The sequence below is a fragment of the Parajatrophihabitans canadensis genome, assembly GCF_053764775.1.
Genome location: NZ_CM132445.1, coordinates 2,328,500 through 2,342,968, shown reverse-complemented (window position 1 = coordinate 2,342,968; position 14,469 = coordinate 2,328,500). Strand labels below are relative to the sequence as shown.

At 62.7% G+C, this 14,469-nt stretch carries 15 protein-coding genes; 2 read left to right on the top strand and 13 right to left on the bottom strand.

Going from position 1 to position 14,469, the window contains the following annotated elements:
* Positions 1-26: 26 nt before the first annotated feature.
* Positions 27-401 (top strand): VOC family protein, encoded by a 375-nt coding sequence (locus ACSMXN_RS11425; protein WP_155958295.1) that lies wholly within the window; start codon positions 27-29, stop codon positions 399-401.
* Here the strand turns inward: ACSMXN_RS11425 and ACSMXN_RS11420 are convergent.
* Both ACSMXN_RS11420 and tdh read right to left on the bottom strand, forming a co-directional pair.
* Positions 371-1,567: a glycine C-acetyltransferase gene (locus ACSMXN_RS11420; RefSeq protein ID WP_022912368.1), complete on the bottom strand. Its 1,197-nt coding sequence runs from the start codon at positions 1,565-1,567 to the stop codon at positions 371-373. The genes ACSMXN_RS11425 and ACSMXN_RS11420 overlap by 31 nt on opposite strands.
* A 65-nt stretch (positions 1,568-1,632) precedes the next feature.
* Positions 1,633-2,664, bottom strand: coding sequence for an L-threonine 3-dehydrogenase (gene tdh, locus ACSMXN_RS11415; protein WP_022912367.1), 1,032 nt, complete (start codon positions 2,662-2,664; stop codon positions 1,633-1,635).
* Between the two features lie 138 nt (positions 2,665-2,802).
* Between tdh and ACSMXN_RS11410 the strand changes: the two genes are divergently transcribed.
* Positions 2,803-3,399: a dienelactone hydrolase family protein gene (locus tag ACSMXN_RS11410; protein WP_022912366.1), complete on the top strand. Its 597-nt coding sequence runs from the start codon at positions 2,803-2,805 to the stop codon at positions 3,397-3,399.
* A gap of 11 nt (positions 3,400-3,410) precedes the next feature.
* On the opposite strand, the gene ftsY is transcribed toward ACSMXN_RS11410, so the two are convergent.
* The 11 genes from ftsY to rsmD all read right to left on the bottom strand — a co-directional run bounded on the left by ftsY (position 3,411) and on the right by rsmD (position 14,408).
* Positions 3,411-4,625: a signal recognition particle-docking protein FtsY gene (gene ftsY, locus ACSMXN_RS11405; protein WP_196811215.1), complete on the bottom strand. Its 1,215-nt coding sequence runs from the start codon at positions 4,623-4,625 to the stop codon at positions 3,411-3,413.
* Between the two features lie 155 nt (positions 4,626-4,780).
* Positions 4,781-5,764 (bottom strand): L,D-transpeptidase, encoded by a 984-nt coding sequence (locus tag ACSMXN_RS11400; protein ID WP_155958294.1) that lies wholly within the window; start codon positions 5,762-5,764, stop codon positions 4,781-4,783.
* Positions 5,765-5,902: 138 nt separating this feature from the next.
* On the bottom strand, positions 5,903-9,520 hold the full coding sequence (smc, locus tag ACSMXN_RS11395; RefSeq protein ID WP_022912362.1) for a chromosome segregation protein SMC: 3,618 nt from the start codon (positions 9,518-9,520) through the stop codon (positions 5,903-5,905).
* A gap of 167 nt (positions 9,521-9,687) precedes the next feature.
* Positions 9,688-9,945, bottom strand: a complete 258-nt coding sequence (locus ACSMXN_RS11390; protein WP_455407752.1) for a hypothetical protein — start codon at positions 9,943-9,945, stop codon at positions 9,688-9,690.
* A 113-nt stretch (positions 9,946-10,058) separates the two neighbouring features.
* Positions 10,059-10,931 (bottom strand): bifunctional DNA-formamidopyrimidine glycosylase/DNA-(apurinic or apyrimidinic site) lyase, encoded by an 873-nt coding sequence (gene mutM / locus ACSMXN_RS11385; RefSeq protein ID WP_022912360.1) that lies wholly within the window; start codon positions 10,929-10,931, stop codon positions 10,059-10,061.
* Positions 10,924-11,685: a ribonuclease III gene (gene rnc / locus ACSMXN_RS11380; RefSeq protein WP_027139208.1), complete on the bottom strand. Its 762-nt coding sequence runs from the start codon at positions 11,683-11,685 to the stop codon at positions 10,924-10,926. The genes mutM and rnc overlap by 8 nt, the downstream gene beginning before the upstream one ends.
* A 44-nt stretch (positions 11,686-11,729) precedes the next feature.
* Complete coding sequence (gene rpmF, locus ACSMXN_RS11375) at positions 11,730-11,909, bottom strand: 50S ribosomal protein L32 (protein ID WP_081649001.1); 180 nt, start codon at positions 11,907-11,909, stop codon at positions 11,730-11,732.
* Between the two features lie 5 nt (positions 11,910-11,914).
* Positions 11,915-12,505: a YceD family protein gene (locus ACSMXN_RS11370; protein WP_022912358.1), complete on the bottom strand. Its 591-nt coding sequence runs from the start codon at positions 12,503-12,505 to the stop codon at positions 11,915-11,917.
* Positions 12,506-12,653: 148 nt separating this feature from the next.
* Complete coding sequence (locus ACSMXN_RS11365) at positions 12,654-13,229, bottom strand: hypothetical protein (protein ID WP_022912357.1); 576 nt, start codon at positions 13,227-13,229, stop codon at positions 12,654-12,656.
* On the bottom strand, positions 13,222-13,731 hold the full coding sequence (coaD, locus tag ACSMXN_RS11360; RefSeq protein WP_022912356.1) for a pantetheine-phosphate adenylyltransferase: 510 nt from the start codon (positions 13,729-13,731) through the stop codon (positions 13,222-13,224). The genes ACSMXN_RS11365 and coaD overlap by 8 nt, the downstream gene beginning before the upstream one ends.
* Before the next feature lie 119 nt (positions 13,732-13,850).
* Complete coding sequence (gene rsmD, locus ACSMXN_RS11355; protein ID WP_022912355.1) at positions 13,851-14,408, bottom strand: 16S rRNA (guanine(966)-N(2))-methyltransferase RsmD; 558 nt, start codon at positions 14,406-14,408, stop codon at positions 13,851-13,853.
* Between the last annotated feature and the right edge of the window lie 61 nt (positions 14,409-14,469).

Below are 14,469 nucleotides of genomic sequence, written 5' to 3'. Positions count from 1 at the left end.
CGATGTCGATGGATTAGGGTCGCCTTATGACTGAAATGAGTGTGCGTGGCCTCACTGTCGCGATCCACGTCGGCGACCGTGAACAGGCCCTTGCCTTCTACTGTGCGCTCATCGGACGAGATCCCGACATGGGCCCTGATCCGGACTTTTACGAATGGGAAATCTCCCCCGGTGCCTGGCTACAGCTGGCCACGGGACGGGAAGAAATCGCGCCATCGTCCTTCAGGCTCAGGCTCAAGGTCGATGACATCGAGGCATCGGTGAAGATCCTGGAGGCAAAAGGCTTCGAACCGGGTCGGATCAAGCGGCTGCCGGGACTGGTCACCTTCGCGAACTTGACAGATCCCTGGGGCAATCCGCTCGGCATCTATCAGGACATGGGTTTGGCGCCCGGCGTTTGATCACGTGCGGTCACAAAGGCCGCGACGCAGGTCTCTACGTCCTCGGTCGAGTGGGCTGCTGAAAGCTGCACGCGGATCCGGGCCTTTCCCTGTGGGACGACCGGGTAGCTGAAGGCAATCACGTAAACGCCTTGGTCCAGCATCGCATCGGCGATTCGGGCGGCCAAGGCCGCATCACCGAACATGACCGGAACGATCGGATGTTCGCCGTCGAGAAGCTCGAATCCTGCTGAGGTCATGCGATTTCGAAATAGCTCGGCGTTCTGACGCAAGGTGGCCCTGGGCATGGCGCTGCGCTCGACAAGGTCGAGCGCAGCCAAAGTGCCCGCAACGACGGCGGGTGCCACGGTATTTGAGAATAGATACGGACGCGATCGCTGCCGCAAGAGCTCTACGATCTCGGCCCGCCCGCTAACGTACCCGCCGGAAGCGCCGCCAAGCGCCTTGCCGAAGGTCCCCGTGTAGATATCGACCTGATCGGAAACCCCTGCCAGCTCGGGCGTACCCCGACCGTGTTCTCCAATGAAACCGACCGCATGGGAGTCGTCCACCATGACCAACGCGTCGTGCTCCGCCGCGAGATCGCAGATCTGCCGTAGCGGAGCGAGATAACCGTCCATTGAGAAAACGCCGTCGGTTACGATCACCCGCTGTCGCGCGCCTGCCGAGGCCACCAATTGAGCCTTCAGGTCAGCCATGTCGCGATTGCGGTATCGATATCGCTGAGCCTTGGAGAGCCGGATGCCGTCGATGATCGAGGCGTGATTCAGCTCGTCGGAGATGATTGCATCGTCGGCTGTGAACAGCGTCTCGAAAACCCCTCCGTTTGCATCGAAGCAAGACGAGTAAAGAATCGTGGCTTCCGTGCCGAGAAAGGCTGATACTGCCCGCTCAAGTTCGATGTGCAGAGTCTGGGTACCGCAGATGAAACGCACGCTCGCGAGCCCGAATCCCCAATCATCAATGGCCTTCTTCGCTGCTGCCTCGATGTCGGGGTGGTCAGCCAAACCCAGGTAATTGTTCGCGCAAAAATTTAGCACTCTCTTGCCGCCAGCCGTGATGTGCGCCGACTGTGCCGAGCTGATCTGGCGCTCGCTCTTGTAAAGACCGGCCTCGCGGATCTCATCGAGCGTAGCTATGAGTTGCTCGCGCATGGTGCCATACATCGCAGTTTCTCCTTTTGGATACTCAAGGACCTGTCCAGGCGTGACAAATGCTATTTCGCCTCACGTCAAACTTTGCTCCAGTCGAGCACGACCTTGCCACCGACACCGGCTCGCGCGGTGGCGAAACCCTTGGCCCAATCCGCCGCATCGAACCGATCTGTGATGACAGGGGAAATGTCTAGTCCAGACCGCAACATCGCGCTCATGGCGTACCAGGTCTCGTACATCTCTCGACCGTAGATGCCTTTGATCGTCAGCATATGTGTGACTACTCGGGCCCAATTCACAGTGATCTGCTTCGTCGGGAGGCCGAGCATTGCGATACGACCACCGTGATTCATGTTCGCGATCATGTCTGGTAGCGCGGTGGGCTGCCCTGACATCTCGAGCCCTATGTCGAATCCTTCGCGCATGCCGAGGCTGGCCTGCGCTGCCGCGATCGATGTCTGTTCGACGTTCACAGCGAGATCAACGCCGAGGCTGCGCGCCAGGGTCAGCCGCGGTTCGCTGATGTCGGTGATGACCACGAACCTGGCTCCGATATGTCTGGCTACTGCGGCAGCCATGAGGCCTATCGGACCGGCACCGGTGATCAGTACATCTTCACCGGCCATGGGGAAGCTCAACGCCGTGTGTACGGCGTTGCCGAAGGGATCGAAGATCGCAGCGAGATCGGGATCGATGTCGGAAGGATGCACCCAGACATTGCTTTCTGGCAGTACGACGTATTCGGCGAAGGCACCATCGCGGTGCACACCCACGCTCGAGGTCCTGATGCACATCTGGCGCCGTCCAGCGCGGCAATTGCGGCAGATTCCACAAACTATGTGGCCTTCACCCGAGACCAGGTCTCCGACTCGCACGTCTCGTACCGCGGATCCGATTTCGGCCACCTCGCCGAAGAATTCGTGACCGGGTATCAATGGCGTTTTGACCTCATGCTGGGCCCACTCGTCCCAGGCCTCGATATGCAGATCCGTTCCGCAGAGCCCAGTTCGTAGGACTCGGATCTTCACCTCGTCGTCGGCGGCTTCGGGCTCGGGTCTATCAACGAACTCGAACCCAGCATGGGGCCCGGACTTGAACAATGCCTTCACGTACAAGCTCCTCGCGTCGTTGCGATTCAGAACGCAGACCGGGATTGCCAGCCGCGTCCTGCTATCAAGCTATTCAAGAATTCCGAGCTTGCCAGATCAGCCGTCGCCTTGTCGGAGTCTTGCACTAGCTTCGTCGGCATGACCCAGATAGCTCTGTTCCATTCCGTTCTCGGAATACGAGCCGGGGTGAGCCAAGCCGCCGATGTCATCTCCGCTGCTGGGCATCGCGTGCACGTCGTGGACCAGTACGAAGGCGAGGTCTTCGACAACTACGACGAGGCCAGCGCGTTTGCCGAGTCTATTGGCTATCAGGTACTCGCGCAGCGCGCACTCGACGCCGTCGCTGGGCTAGGCGAAGCCATCGTGTATGCCGGCTTCTCCAACGGCGGAGGTATGAGCGAGTTCGTCGCCAGCCAGCGGCCATCGGCGCTGGGTGTTCTCATGCTCGCCGGCGCCGCCCCTCCCCGCCTGCTCGGTCTGGATGCAACGCCCTGGCCGTGGCGCGTACCTGCGCAGATTCACTACACGTACAACGATCCGTTTCGTAGCGACTCATCGATCGCTGAAGTTCGGGAATGGCTCAAAGCCTCCGATGCACCTCTCGAACAATTCGACTACGTCGGTCGGGGGCACCTGTTCACAGATCGGTCGCTGCCAGACGAGTACGAGCCTGTGAACGCTGACCTCATGTGGGCTCGGGTACTCGGTTTTCTCGACAGGGTCAGCAGAATCTAGCCAGCCCACGGCTAGCCAACGGCGTCGCCCAAAAGCGCGTCGACAAACTGCTCGGGGTCAAAAGGTGCAAGGTCGTCCACACCCTCACCGAGTCCGATCAGCTTTACTGGGACGCCGAGTTCGGCTTGCACGCTGATTACGATGCCGCCCTTGGCTGTGCCGTCGAGCTTCGTCAAAACCACGCCGGTGACGTCGGCGACCTCAGTGAAGACTCGCGCCTGGGTCAGTCCATTCTGGCCGGTCGTTGCATCGAGAACCAGCAGGGTCTCATCTATCGGACCCTGCCTCTCAACGACGCGCTTGACCTTGCCGAGCTCATCCATCAGACCGACCTTGGTGTGCAACCGTCCAGCCGTGTCGATGAGCACGGTGTCGACTCCAGCGGCTTTGCCCGCCTTGACCGCTTCGAAAGCGACGCTGGCCGGGTCGCCCCCTTCCGGTCCACGAATGGTTTCCGCGCCTACCCGAGAGCCCCAGGTTTGAAGTTGATCCGCTGCGGCAGCGCGAAAGGTATCGGCGGCCCCGAGCAGCACGGTACGACCATCGGCGATGAGGACTCGAGCAAGCTTGCCGCACGTCGTTGTCTTTCCGGTTCCGTTCACCCCGACAACAAGGACAACCGCCGGGCCTTCACCGCTGGACACGGTGTGGAGGGTCCGGTCCATCTCCGGACGCAGCGCCGTAATCAATTCCTCGCTGAGGAGCGCCCGTAACTCCGTGTGACTTCGGGTGCCGAGAATTTGTGTACGGGTACGAAGCCGAGCGACTATCTCCGTCGTCGACGCGAGACCGACATCGGCCGTTATGAGTGCTTCTTCGATCTCGTCCCAAGCCTCGTCGTCAAGTTTGTCCCGGGATAGTACGGACAGTAGCCCGCGGCCAAGCGTTGTCTGTGACCTCGCCAGCCTGGCTCGAAGCCGGCGCATGCGACTAGCAGTGGGTTCCGGGACGTCGAGTTGCTCGGCCGGCAGAACCGCCTCGTCTGCGATCTGTGAAATTTGGCCGTCGGGCGGCGTGGCGAGGTCAGTACTCGTTGGCTCAGTCGGCGGCAGCGTGCCCACAGTGCCCTGCGTGCCGTCAGGCGGGCGAGCGATGCCGGTCTCACCCGTCCGTAGCGCGGTCGGCTCGGCCCTGGGTAAGCCGCCAGCGCTTCGCCTGCGAGACCGAGGCAGGACAAAGCCGAAAACGACAATCGCGGCGAGAACCAGGAGTACGACGATGGTCAGGATGATGGGGAGCACCTGCTCATCCTCTCAGCACCAGGGGCGGGCAAGAAATCGCTGCCGAGGTTGCCGACGTCGTCGGCACCTACGCGCCGAGATGAACTGCGCGATTGTTGGGCCGAGTGCCACTCGGCATACCACTAGGCCGTCTTGAGGGACTAGGCCGTCTTGAGGGCTCCACCCGTCAGCCAGGTAGTCCACGGAACGTTCCAGTCGCCGTACCCCTGGCCGAGTTGCATCGCCGGCCCGTTTGCGTTGGGGTAGCTCACCACGTCACCGATCTCGAGGAAGTTGAAGAGTTGCTTGGCAACCGCCGGAGAGAGATTTGTGCAGCCGTTCGAAGTACTGCGTACGCCTAGATTGGCTACGTTCCACGGAGCCGAATGCAGGTACTCGCCGCCGTAAGTCAGTCGCTGGGTCCACTGAACGTGCGGGTCGTAGTAGCCAGGACCTCTCATCGAAATATCCGCGCCCTTTTCCATGATGACCTTCGTGCCACGGGCGGTCGGGGTGTTCGATGCACCAAGCGAAACCGCGAACGTGCCGTACAACCTGTTGTCAGTCTTTACGGTCATCTGCAAAGTATTGGCGTCAACCGTCAGGATGTTGGCCGCACCCGTCGAGATCGACAAGGTGAGGCTGTCGTCGAAAGACAGGCCCGGTCCGGCAGTGAGGCCGTTGACAGGCAGATTCATCTGAATCTTGGCGTGGGCGGGCCAATACGTCGACGGCCGGTAGTGAGCTTCCATGGCCGAACCCGCATGCGCCGTCGACTCGAAGTACCAACTACCACTGATCGGCCTCCCGTTCACGGTGACGGTCGTGGCCGCAGCAAAAGCCTTCGCGTTGGTAGGCGCGCGGTCGAACCACGCGATGATCGGCATGCCTACGCCATAGGTGCCGCCGTCGTTCTCCAACAGTGAGACGTGCACCTTCTTCGTCGGCGCGACGGGCTTGGGCGGCGGCTTAGGTGCGGCTGAGGACGAACTCGCCCCTGCGCTCGGGCTCGAGGCTGACGCTGACACGGGCGCAGAGGCAGAACCAGCGGCAGAAATGGACGGGCTGGGTGCCGCCGTACAGCCAGCCAACATCGATGCGATGGCAAGAAGGGGGACGGCAACCAGGACTATTCGACGCAACACCACGGGAACGTTACCTGCTGAAACTGACAGCCTTGGTTTCACGAACCTGTGAGGTGGCCCCTGAACACGCTCAGAAGCTGCGATATCTCACATACGGTATGTAACCAGATATTATGGGCGAGTTCCCTGAAACCAAGGCTAGCTCACGTTGGCCGGCACGTCGGGTTCGTCCCGCAACCGCTGACTGATCACTTGAGTGATGCCGTCACCGCGCATGGTCACCCCGTACAGAGCATCGGCGACTTCCATCGTGCGCTTCTGGTGCGTGATGATGATGATCTGGCTGCTAGCTCTCAGTTCGCCGATCAATCCGACCAACCTGCCCAGGTTGACGTCGTCGAGCGCTGCCTCGATCTCGTCCATCACATAGAACGGGCTGGGTCTGGCTCGGAAGATCGCCACCAGAAGGGCGACGGCGGTCAACGACCGCTCGCCACCTGAAAGCAGCGAAAGCCGTTTTACCTTCTTGCCCGGCGGACGGGCTTCGATGTCAATGCCGGTGAGCAGCATGTCGTCCGGTTCGGTGAGGACGAGTCGGCCTTCGCCGCCCGGGAACAAGGTTCGAAAGACGATCTCGAATTCACGTTCTACGTCGTGATAGGCAGCGGTGAACACTTCGAGGATTCGGTCATCGACCTCCTTGACGACAGTGAGCAGATCTCGGCGCGTGTTCTTCAGATCCTCCAGCTGAGTGGCCAGGAATTGATGACGCTCCTCCAACGCGGCGAATTCTTCGAGCGCCAGCGGATTGACCTTGCCCAACAGGGCCAGATCCCGCTCGGCTCTGGCAGCCCGCTTTTCTTGCGCGGGCCGGTCGAAGGGCCCCGGCTGAGGGACGATGACATTCTCGCCACGTTCGTGGGCCTGCTGGTATTCGGCCATCTCCGATGACGACGGCGGCACTGGCTGGTCAGGTCCGTAGTCGTGGGTCAGAATGTCGACCGCGACGCCGTACTCCTCTGCTGACCGAGCTTCCAACTGCTCGATCCGCAGGCGCTGCTCGGCCCTGGCAACCTCGTCGCGGTGGACGGCGTCAGTCAGCTTCGCCAGGTCGCCAGCCAGTCTGCGAGCAGTAACACGCGCCGTCGAGAGCGCTGATTCACGCTCCAGCCGCGCCTGCTGGGCCGCTTCACGCTCGGTCGCGGCCTTGGCTACGGCTGCCTCGAGATATGGCATCGCCCTCAAAGCGGCATCGCTCACCGCTTCAGCGACAAGGGCACTCGCGGCGCGCTTGCGCCTCGCCGCCTCCTGCTGACTGCGTGCGTCGCGCTCGGCCGCTGCGGCACGCAACAACTGCTCGGCTCGGCCAGACAGGGCCCGCACCCGCTCCTCTTGGGTGCGAACCGCCAGCCGAGCGTCCATCTCTGCCTGTCGGGCAGCCGCGACCGAAGCCGCTCGGTCGTCGCGCTGCTCGACCGGCGGCTCCTGTTCGGCCGGCTCGGATTCGGCGAGCCGCAAACGCTCCTCAAGCTCAACGAGACCGGCCAGGTCCTCGTCCCGGGCACGCTCTGCTTCAGCGCGGGCGATATCGAGACGTTCGGCCTCTGCCACCGCGGAGCGCTCGACCTGAGAAAGCTGCCCAAGCCGCTCGGCGACCGCGTTCAACCTGGCATCGGATTGGTTCAGAGCAGCAAGGGCGGCCTCTACGCCATCCTTCAGCTGGGCGGCTACGGCTTTCGCCTGTGTCAAGTCGGCCTGCAGACGCTCGTATCGCGACGCCGATTCGATGGCCTTCTGCTCGGCCTCATCTACGGCGACCTGGACCTCTAAAACGCTCGGCGACGACGAGGAACCGCCGAAAGCCCAGGTTCTACCGAGTACATCACCATCGCGGGTGACAGTGCGTACCTCGGGATGTAGTTCGACCAGCCGTTTAGCCGACGCAAGGTCCTCCACCAGTGCCACTTGGGACAGCGCCTGCGCGACTGCTCCCCGAAGGTTTGCCGGCGCGGTCACGAGATCAACAGCCCAGCGCGCGCCAGCGGGAAGCGGCGGCCACTCGGATCTATCCGTGTGCCGCTCAGTCCCGTCAGGAGGATCACCAGCGATCAACAAGCCCGATTGGCCGCCTTCAGAAGACCTGAGAAGCTGCAGGGCGGCTGGCACATCGGCGATTGAACTCAGCGCCACCGCGTCGGCGATCGCACCGAGAGCCGCGGTCAGGGCGACCTCGTCGCCCGCCTCAACCGACAGCAAGGCCGCTACAGAACCGAGCACACCGGGTAGTTGTGACCCCGCCGCGAGCAGTGCTCCGGCGCCGTCCTTGCGCCTGAGGCCCATGGCTAAGGCATCTCTGCGGGCGGCCCAGGTCGATCGATCGCGCTCCGCTTCACGCTCGGCTTTGACAAGATCCTCGACTCGCGCCGAGGCCAGTTCGAACTGCTCGAGCGCTGCTTCGTGTCGCGCGTCGAGATCGACCTCGCCGTCGTCAAGCGCGCCCACCTCGCCCTGAGCCGCCGCGAGTTCGACTGAGGAGGAAGCTGCTCGCTCACGTGCCTGTTGTGCCGCCGCGCCGATTCGCGCGATCTCGTCACCTCCGGCCGAGGCGCGAGTCCGCAACGCGTTGACCTGCCCTGCCAGTTTCGCCAGGCCCTCCCTGCGGTCAGCAACCGCCCGCGCAGCCGCGACGAGGGCGCGCTCTGCGTCGGCGAGCTCCCGTTCTCCCTGTTGCCGAGCGGCCACGGCCTCCTGAAGGACGATCCGTGCATCCTCGAGTTGGGCAGCGAGGGCGTACTCCTCGCTTTGAATCGCCGAGGCGTCGCGTTCGAGCTCTTCCGGGTCGCGCCCCCGGCGCGCTTCCTCGCCGAACTCCGACAGATGCCGAACGCGCTCAGCTGCCAACTTCTGGGTGCTACGGAAGCGCTCTTGCAGAGCTGAGAGCCGAAAAAACACCTCTTGCGCTGCGGCTACCGCCGGTGCGTCGGCAGCCAGTGCGAGCTCAAGCTCCGCTTCAGCGGCAGCCGCGGTGGCGAGCTCGTTCTCGACCAAGGTGCGCCGGGTACGGATGGCCGCCTCGTCAGCCACTTCGGCTTCCAAGGCAGCACGTAGCGAGATCAGGTCATCAGCCAGCAACCTCAGCCGGGAATCGCGAAGCTCCGCCTGGACACCCGCGGCACGGCGAGCGACTTCGGCCTGCTTCCCCAGAGGCTTGAGCTGGCGGCGGAGCTCGCCGGTCAGATCGTTGAGCCGAGTGAGGTTGGCCTGCATCGCGTCGAGCTTGCGCAGAGCACGCTCTTTGCGCTTGCGATGTTTTAGGACTCCGGCGGCTTCCTCGATGAAACCACGGCGGTCTTCAGGGCGAGCTTGAAGCACGGAGTCAAGTTGGCCCTGGCCGACGATGACGTGCATCTCTCGTCCGATGCCGGAGTCCGAGAGGAGCTCCTGGATGTCGAGCAGGCGCGCGGCGTCGCCGTTGATCTCGTATTCGCTCGCCCCGTCTCGAAACATCCGCCGAGTGATGGACACCTCGGTGTAGTCAATCGGCAGGGCGTTGTCTGTGTTGTCGATCGTGAGAGTGACCTCAGCGCGCCCGAGCGGAGGCCGTCCGGCGGTACCGGCGAAAATGACGTCTTCCATTTTGCCGCCGCGCAACGCCTTGGCACCTTGCTCACCAAGTACCCAAGCGATCGCGTCGACGACGTTGGATTTTCCGGAACCGTTCGGGCCGACGACGGCCGTGATTCCAGGCTCGAATCGGAGCGTCGTTGCCGATGCGAAAGACTTGAAGCCCTTCAGCGTCAGTGATTTGAGATGCACTCAGGCTCCGGAAGTAGCTCGACGATGGCGTTGTTCGCGGTGCCGAACGAACACCAAGTGCGCAGCTGGACCTGCAGGGCCCGTACTCGTAACCCTGTGCCACGCCGCCTGGGCCTCGCGCCCGGAACCGCTCAGCGCAATCTACCGCTCGGGCCGGCTGTCGTACGTCAGGCCAGCGCAGAGGCCGAGCTGGTGATCCGGTGTAACTCGTCAAGCAGCTCGACCGAGGACATCGAGTCCTTCAGTTCAGCGAGCTCTGCCTCGAGATCTCGAACGCGGGCTCTGAGCCTGGCGTTCTCTTCGATGAGGTGACGATCTGCAGAGGTGGGAAGGTGTCCCAGCAACGCCCTGGCCATGTTGCGACCTTTCGCGGTCTCCGCCGGCCGGGCGACCACGTGAGGCGAAGACTTAGTTCGTTCGCGCACGAAGCCGCCGACGTCGAGCCGGTGAGGAAGTGATTTCTGTCATCCCATGGTCGCACTACGCACGCCAAGAAACAAATCCCAGGCACGATTAATGTCGCTACCCGCGCGCCAGCTCACCGCGAACCGGACACCTTGGGCAATCGCTGACAGTTTGCGCAAAAGTATGAGGAGCGATTCATCCACTTGATTCGGCTGATTGCGCGACCACATCGCGGACACGGCTCGCCAACCCGTCCGTAGGCATTCAGCGATCGGTCAAAATATCCACTCTCGCCGTTCACGTTGACGTACAGCGCGTCGAACGAGGTACCGCCCGCTGACAACGCGTCGGAAAACACAGCCCGCAGTCCAGCCAGCAGGTCGACCAGTTTGGCACGGGAGAGCGACCGGGTGGAACGATCTCCATGTATGCGTGCTCGCCATAGGGCCTCGTCTGCATAGATGTTGCCGACCCCGGAGATGCACGTCTGGTCGAGCAGCGCACGTTTGATCGTGGTGTTTCGGCGCCTTACCGCTGCAAACCAGCCACCATCGTCGAATGCCGGATCCATCGGGTCACGGGCGATGTGAGCTATTCCTTCGGGTACCCAGTCCGGGCCTTCGGGCACCAGTTGGTCCAGCTGGAGTCCGCCGAACGTCCGTTGGTCGACGAATCTGAGCTCAGGGCCATCGTCAGTGAAACGGAATCGAGCACGTAGATGGCGACCGGCGGGAGTATCGGGCGCCAGGACGAGCAACTGCCCGCTCATTCCAAGGTGCGCCGTCAGGCTGTCCGGACCACCATTCAGCGGCATCCACAAGTATTTGCCGCGTCGATGGACAGCCGTGATTGTTCGACCGCGAAGTTGGTCAGCAAGATCAGCAGGCCCGGCAAGGTGGCGGCGGGTGGCACGAGGATGTAGCGAATCGACGGTGTCGATGGTTCGCCCGAGCACCCAGCGCTCGAGGCCGGACCGCACGGTCTCTACCTCGGGAAGCTCAGGCACCGGGTTGTTCGACGGTGGCGCTCACCGGTAGGGCCTCGAGCGAATTCGGACTCAGTGCTCTCCAGGCGGCCTCGGCCGCTGCTTGCTCGGCCTCTTTCTTGCTGCGACCAGGTCGCACACCATAGGTGTTACCGCCGACCACTGCAGCCGCGGTGAAGGCTTTGGCGTGATCGGGTCCACTCGACGTGATTTCGTAGTCCGGGACGCCTAACCCGCGAAGGGCCGTCAGTTCCTGCAGAGAGGTCTTCCAATCCAAGCCGGCGCCGTAGCCAGGCGCCGCCTTCAAGACATCGTCGAAGAGCCGGTGAATTACCTCGGTAGCAGTGCTAATGCCGTGCTGTAGATGAATCGCACCAAGAATGGCCTCAAGCGTGTCCGCGAGGATCGATGGCTTGTCTCGGCCGCCGGTGGCGTCCTCTCCCCTGCCGAGAAAGAGGTACTTACCGATTCCGCCATCGCCGATCGTTCGAGCCACGTCCGCAAGAGCCCGCATGTTGACGACCGATGCTCGCAGCTTCGCAAGCTTGCCCTCGGGAAGGTCCGGGTGATTGAGATATAGCGCCTCGGTGATTACGACGCCGAGCACCGAATCGCCCAGAAACTCCAGGCGCTCGTTATGCGGCAAATCGCCGTTTTCGTACGCGTAGGAGCGGTGTGTGAGCGCACGAGTGAAAAGCTCGGTGTCCATTTGGACGCCGAGCTCGGCGGCCAGCTCAGCCGGATCGGCGTTTTGAGCCGGCCTACCGGGTGCCATCGACGACCCCGGCCTCTTGCAGGATGGAGTCCATACGCTCGCGGTCAGACCGCGAGAACCTGCCGTCCGTCGTACTGACCGCAATTGCTGCACGCAGTGTGCGGCAACGTCGGCTGCCCGCAGGCACGGTTCGGGCAGGTGACCAGCGTCGGCGCGCTCGTCTTCCACTGGGAGCGCCGGCTCCGGGTGTTCGAACGCGACGTCTTCCGCTTCGGGACGGCCACGGCGGTTACTCCTGACTCTCTGTCGTACGAATCGCGGTCGGTTGACCGTCCGTACGAACTGCTTCGGTGTCGAACCGCTCGGTTAGAGCGGCCCAACGAGGGTCGATCTGGCTATGCGAATGGCCTATTGGAAGATCGTCGATTCGTTCCCCACATTCGGAGCACAAACCGCCGCAGTCCGGGTCGCACAGCGGCGTAAGCGGCAAACTCAACACCGTCACGTCCCGGACGACTGGCTCAAGGTCCAAGCGATCACCTTGCAACCGTGAGACCTCGTCCGAGTCGGTGGTCTGCTCCGTAGTGCTGTCGCGGTATGCGAACAACTCGACAAAGTCGACCTCCAACTCGTCGGTGTACCTGATCAGGCAGCGCCCGCACTCACCGCTCAGCTCGCCGGTGACCACGCCTGTCGCCAGTACGCCTTCGGTCACCGATTCAAGCCGGACGGTCAGATCGAGCGGAGAACCTTCTGGCACTCCGATCATGTCCAAGCCGAGATGCGCAGGAGCAGGTATCTCACGCCGATATTCACGACCCGCGCCGGGACCCCGTCCGAGTTCCCTGGTGTCCAGGACGAACAAGCTTCGGGTATTCACGGGTTGACCTTCGGTGAGCAGAAACGAGCGGACCTTTGCAGCTGGCCAGAACGTGCAATTGGCCGTCGTTCAGGCTACCCGAGGTACGGCGAGGGATGAAATCGCACCCTCGTAGGCTGTCATCGCGGGTCGCTATGAGGACGGCCGCTCAGCTGCTTGGCGGAGTGCTGTTACCGAGCGCCGCTCGGCCGTTTTCGGCGGTCGCAGCCAACCGCTGCAAGTTGGCCACGAGCTCTGAAAGGGTCTTGTCCGCGTACCCGTAGGCGTCTGATTTCAGCCTTTCCGCGTATTCCTCGGCGTCCCGCCGAGCGCCGGCTGCGTAGGCGTTCGCATCATCGGTGACGCGGGCAGCTTCGGTGCTTGCGGCCTGATGCACCGTAGCTGAGGCCACCAACATTGCCTGTTCGGCCTTGGCCTCCTCGAGCAGGTTGTGGGCCGCCGTTCGAGCCGTATCCACGACGGTGTCCGCTTCCTCCTGCGCAGCTCGCCCGATCTCTTCTGCCCGCTCGCCAGCCTCGGCGAGCAGCCGATCACGCTGGGCGACGACTCGTCGGGCCTCCATCATCTCCGGCGGCAGAACCTCGCGAAGCGCATCCAACAAATCGAGCGTGCGTTCTCTCGGGACCACACACGAGGAGGACATCGGTAGCGTTCGCGCGGTCTCGATCAACTCGACCAGCTCCGTCAGCACTTCATCAGCGCGGGCCAGAGTGTGATCAGTCACGACCGCTGTTCTCCTCGATTCGGGCCAGCATCTGAGCATGGACCGAGTCCGGGACCATGCCGCGTATATCACCACCGTAGGTAGCGACTTCTTTTACAAGGCTAGACGCAAGGAAGCTGTACTCGGGATTCGTCGGCATGAAGAGCGTGTCGATTCCGGTCAGACCCCGGTTCATCTGAGCCATCTTCAACTCGTAGTCGAAGTCACTCACGGCGCGAATGCCCTTCAGGATGACGGGGATTTTGTTCGAGCGGCAGTAGTCCACAAGCAAACCGTGAAACGAATCAATTCGAACATTCGGATATTCGGCGGTGACCTCTTTCAGGAGGGCCAGTCGCTCGTCGACGGTGAACAAGGACGACTTGGTCTTGTTGATCAGCACCGCGACGACCACCTCGTCGTAGAGCTGGGCGGCCCTGCCGATGATGTCGAGATGCCCGTTCGTAACCGGATCGAACGACCCTGGACAGACAGCTCTTCGGACAATGGTCTCGGCAGTCATCGCACCTTCTGGTCTGGGCTGGGTCTGGGCTGGGTCGGGTCACGGTCTGGGTCGGGTCACGGTCTGGGTCGGGTCACGGTCTGCGCGAGGCACCCGCACACCGAAGGCCGTAGCGGGCACTACACGCGGCGACCGTACCAAAGCGCTCCCTCGCCGTAACGTCTTTGCTTCATGGCCTTTATCTCATTTGGCCACTCGGGCGCGGAGTCGCGCCACGATCGTTCGACCACCACGATCGCCCCGTCGGTCAGCCAGCGCTCGTCCGCGAGCCGAACCAAGAGGTGACTGACGATGGTCGCGGGAACGGCATAGGGCGGATCCACAAAAACGAAATCGAAGGCGTCGTCGGCGCCAGCCGCCGCCAAGTACGTCTCAACGCTGCAGCGGTGCACCACCGCGCCCGGCAATCCGACTGTGGCGAGGTTCTCATGCAAGATCGCCGCCGCCCGATGGTCAGACTCTACAAATACAGCGGCGTCAGCTCCTCGAGACAGCGCCTCGATGCCGACCGCTCCTGATCCGGCATACAGGTCCAGGGCGCGCGCACCGATCAGATCCATCTCGGTCGCCAACGTATTGAACAAGGCTTCCCGGGCGCGCTCCGATGTCGGTCGGGTGCCGCGGGGTGGCACCGCCAGCCGGCGCCCCCGCGCCTTTCCACCGACGATCCGCGTCACGCCTGAGCACCTTAGACGGCTCGCAGCCAGCGCGCGAGGCGGCTGCCAACCGATCAGGCCA

Coding starts and splice junctions, on each gene's coding strand:
- ACSMXN_RS11425 (WP_155958295.1), top strand. CDS start 27: ATGACTGAAATGAGTGTGCGTGGCCTCACTGTCGCGATCCACGTCGGC.
- ACSMXN_RS11420 (WP_022912368.1), bottom strand. CDS start 1,567: ATGTATGGCACCATGCGCGAGCAACTCATAGCTACGCTCGATGAGATC.
- ACSMXN_RS11410 (WP_022912366.1), top strand. CDS start 2,803: ATGACCCAGATAGCTCTGTTCCATTCCGTTCTCGGAATACGAGCCGGG.
- rnc (WP_027139208.1), bottom strand. CDS start 11,685: ATGGCACCCGGTAGGCCGGCTCAAAACGCCGATCCGGCTGAGCTGGCC.
- coaD (WP_022912356.1), bottom strand. CDS start 13,731: ATGACTGCCGAGACCATTGTCCGAAGAGCTGTCTGTCCAGGGTCGTTC.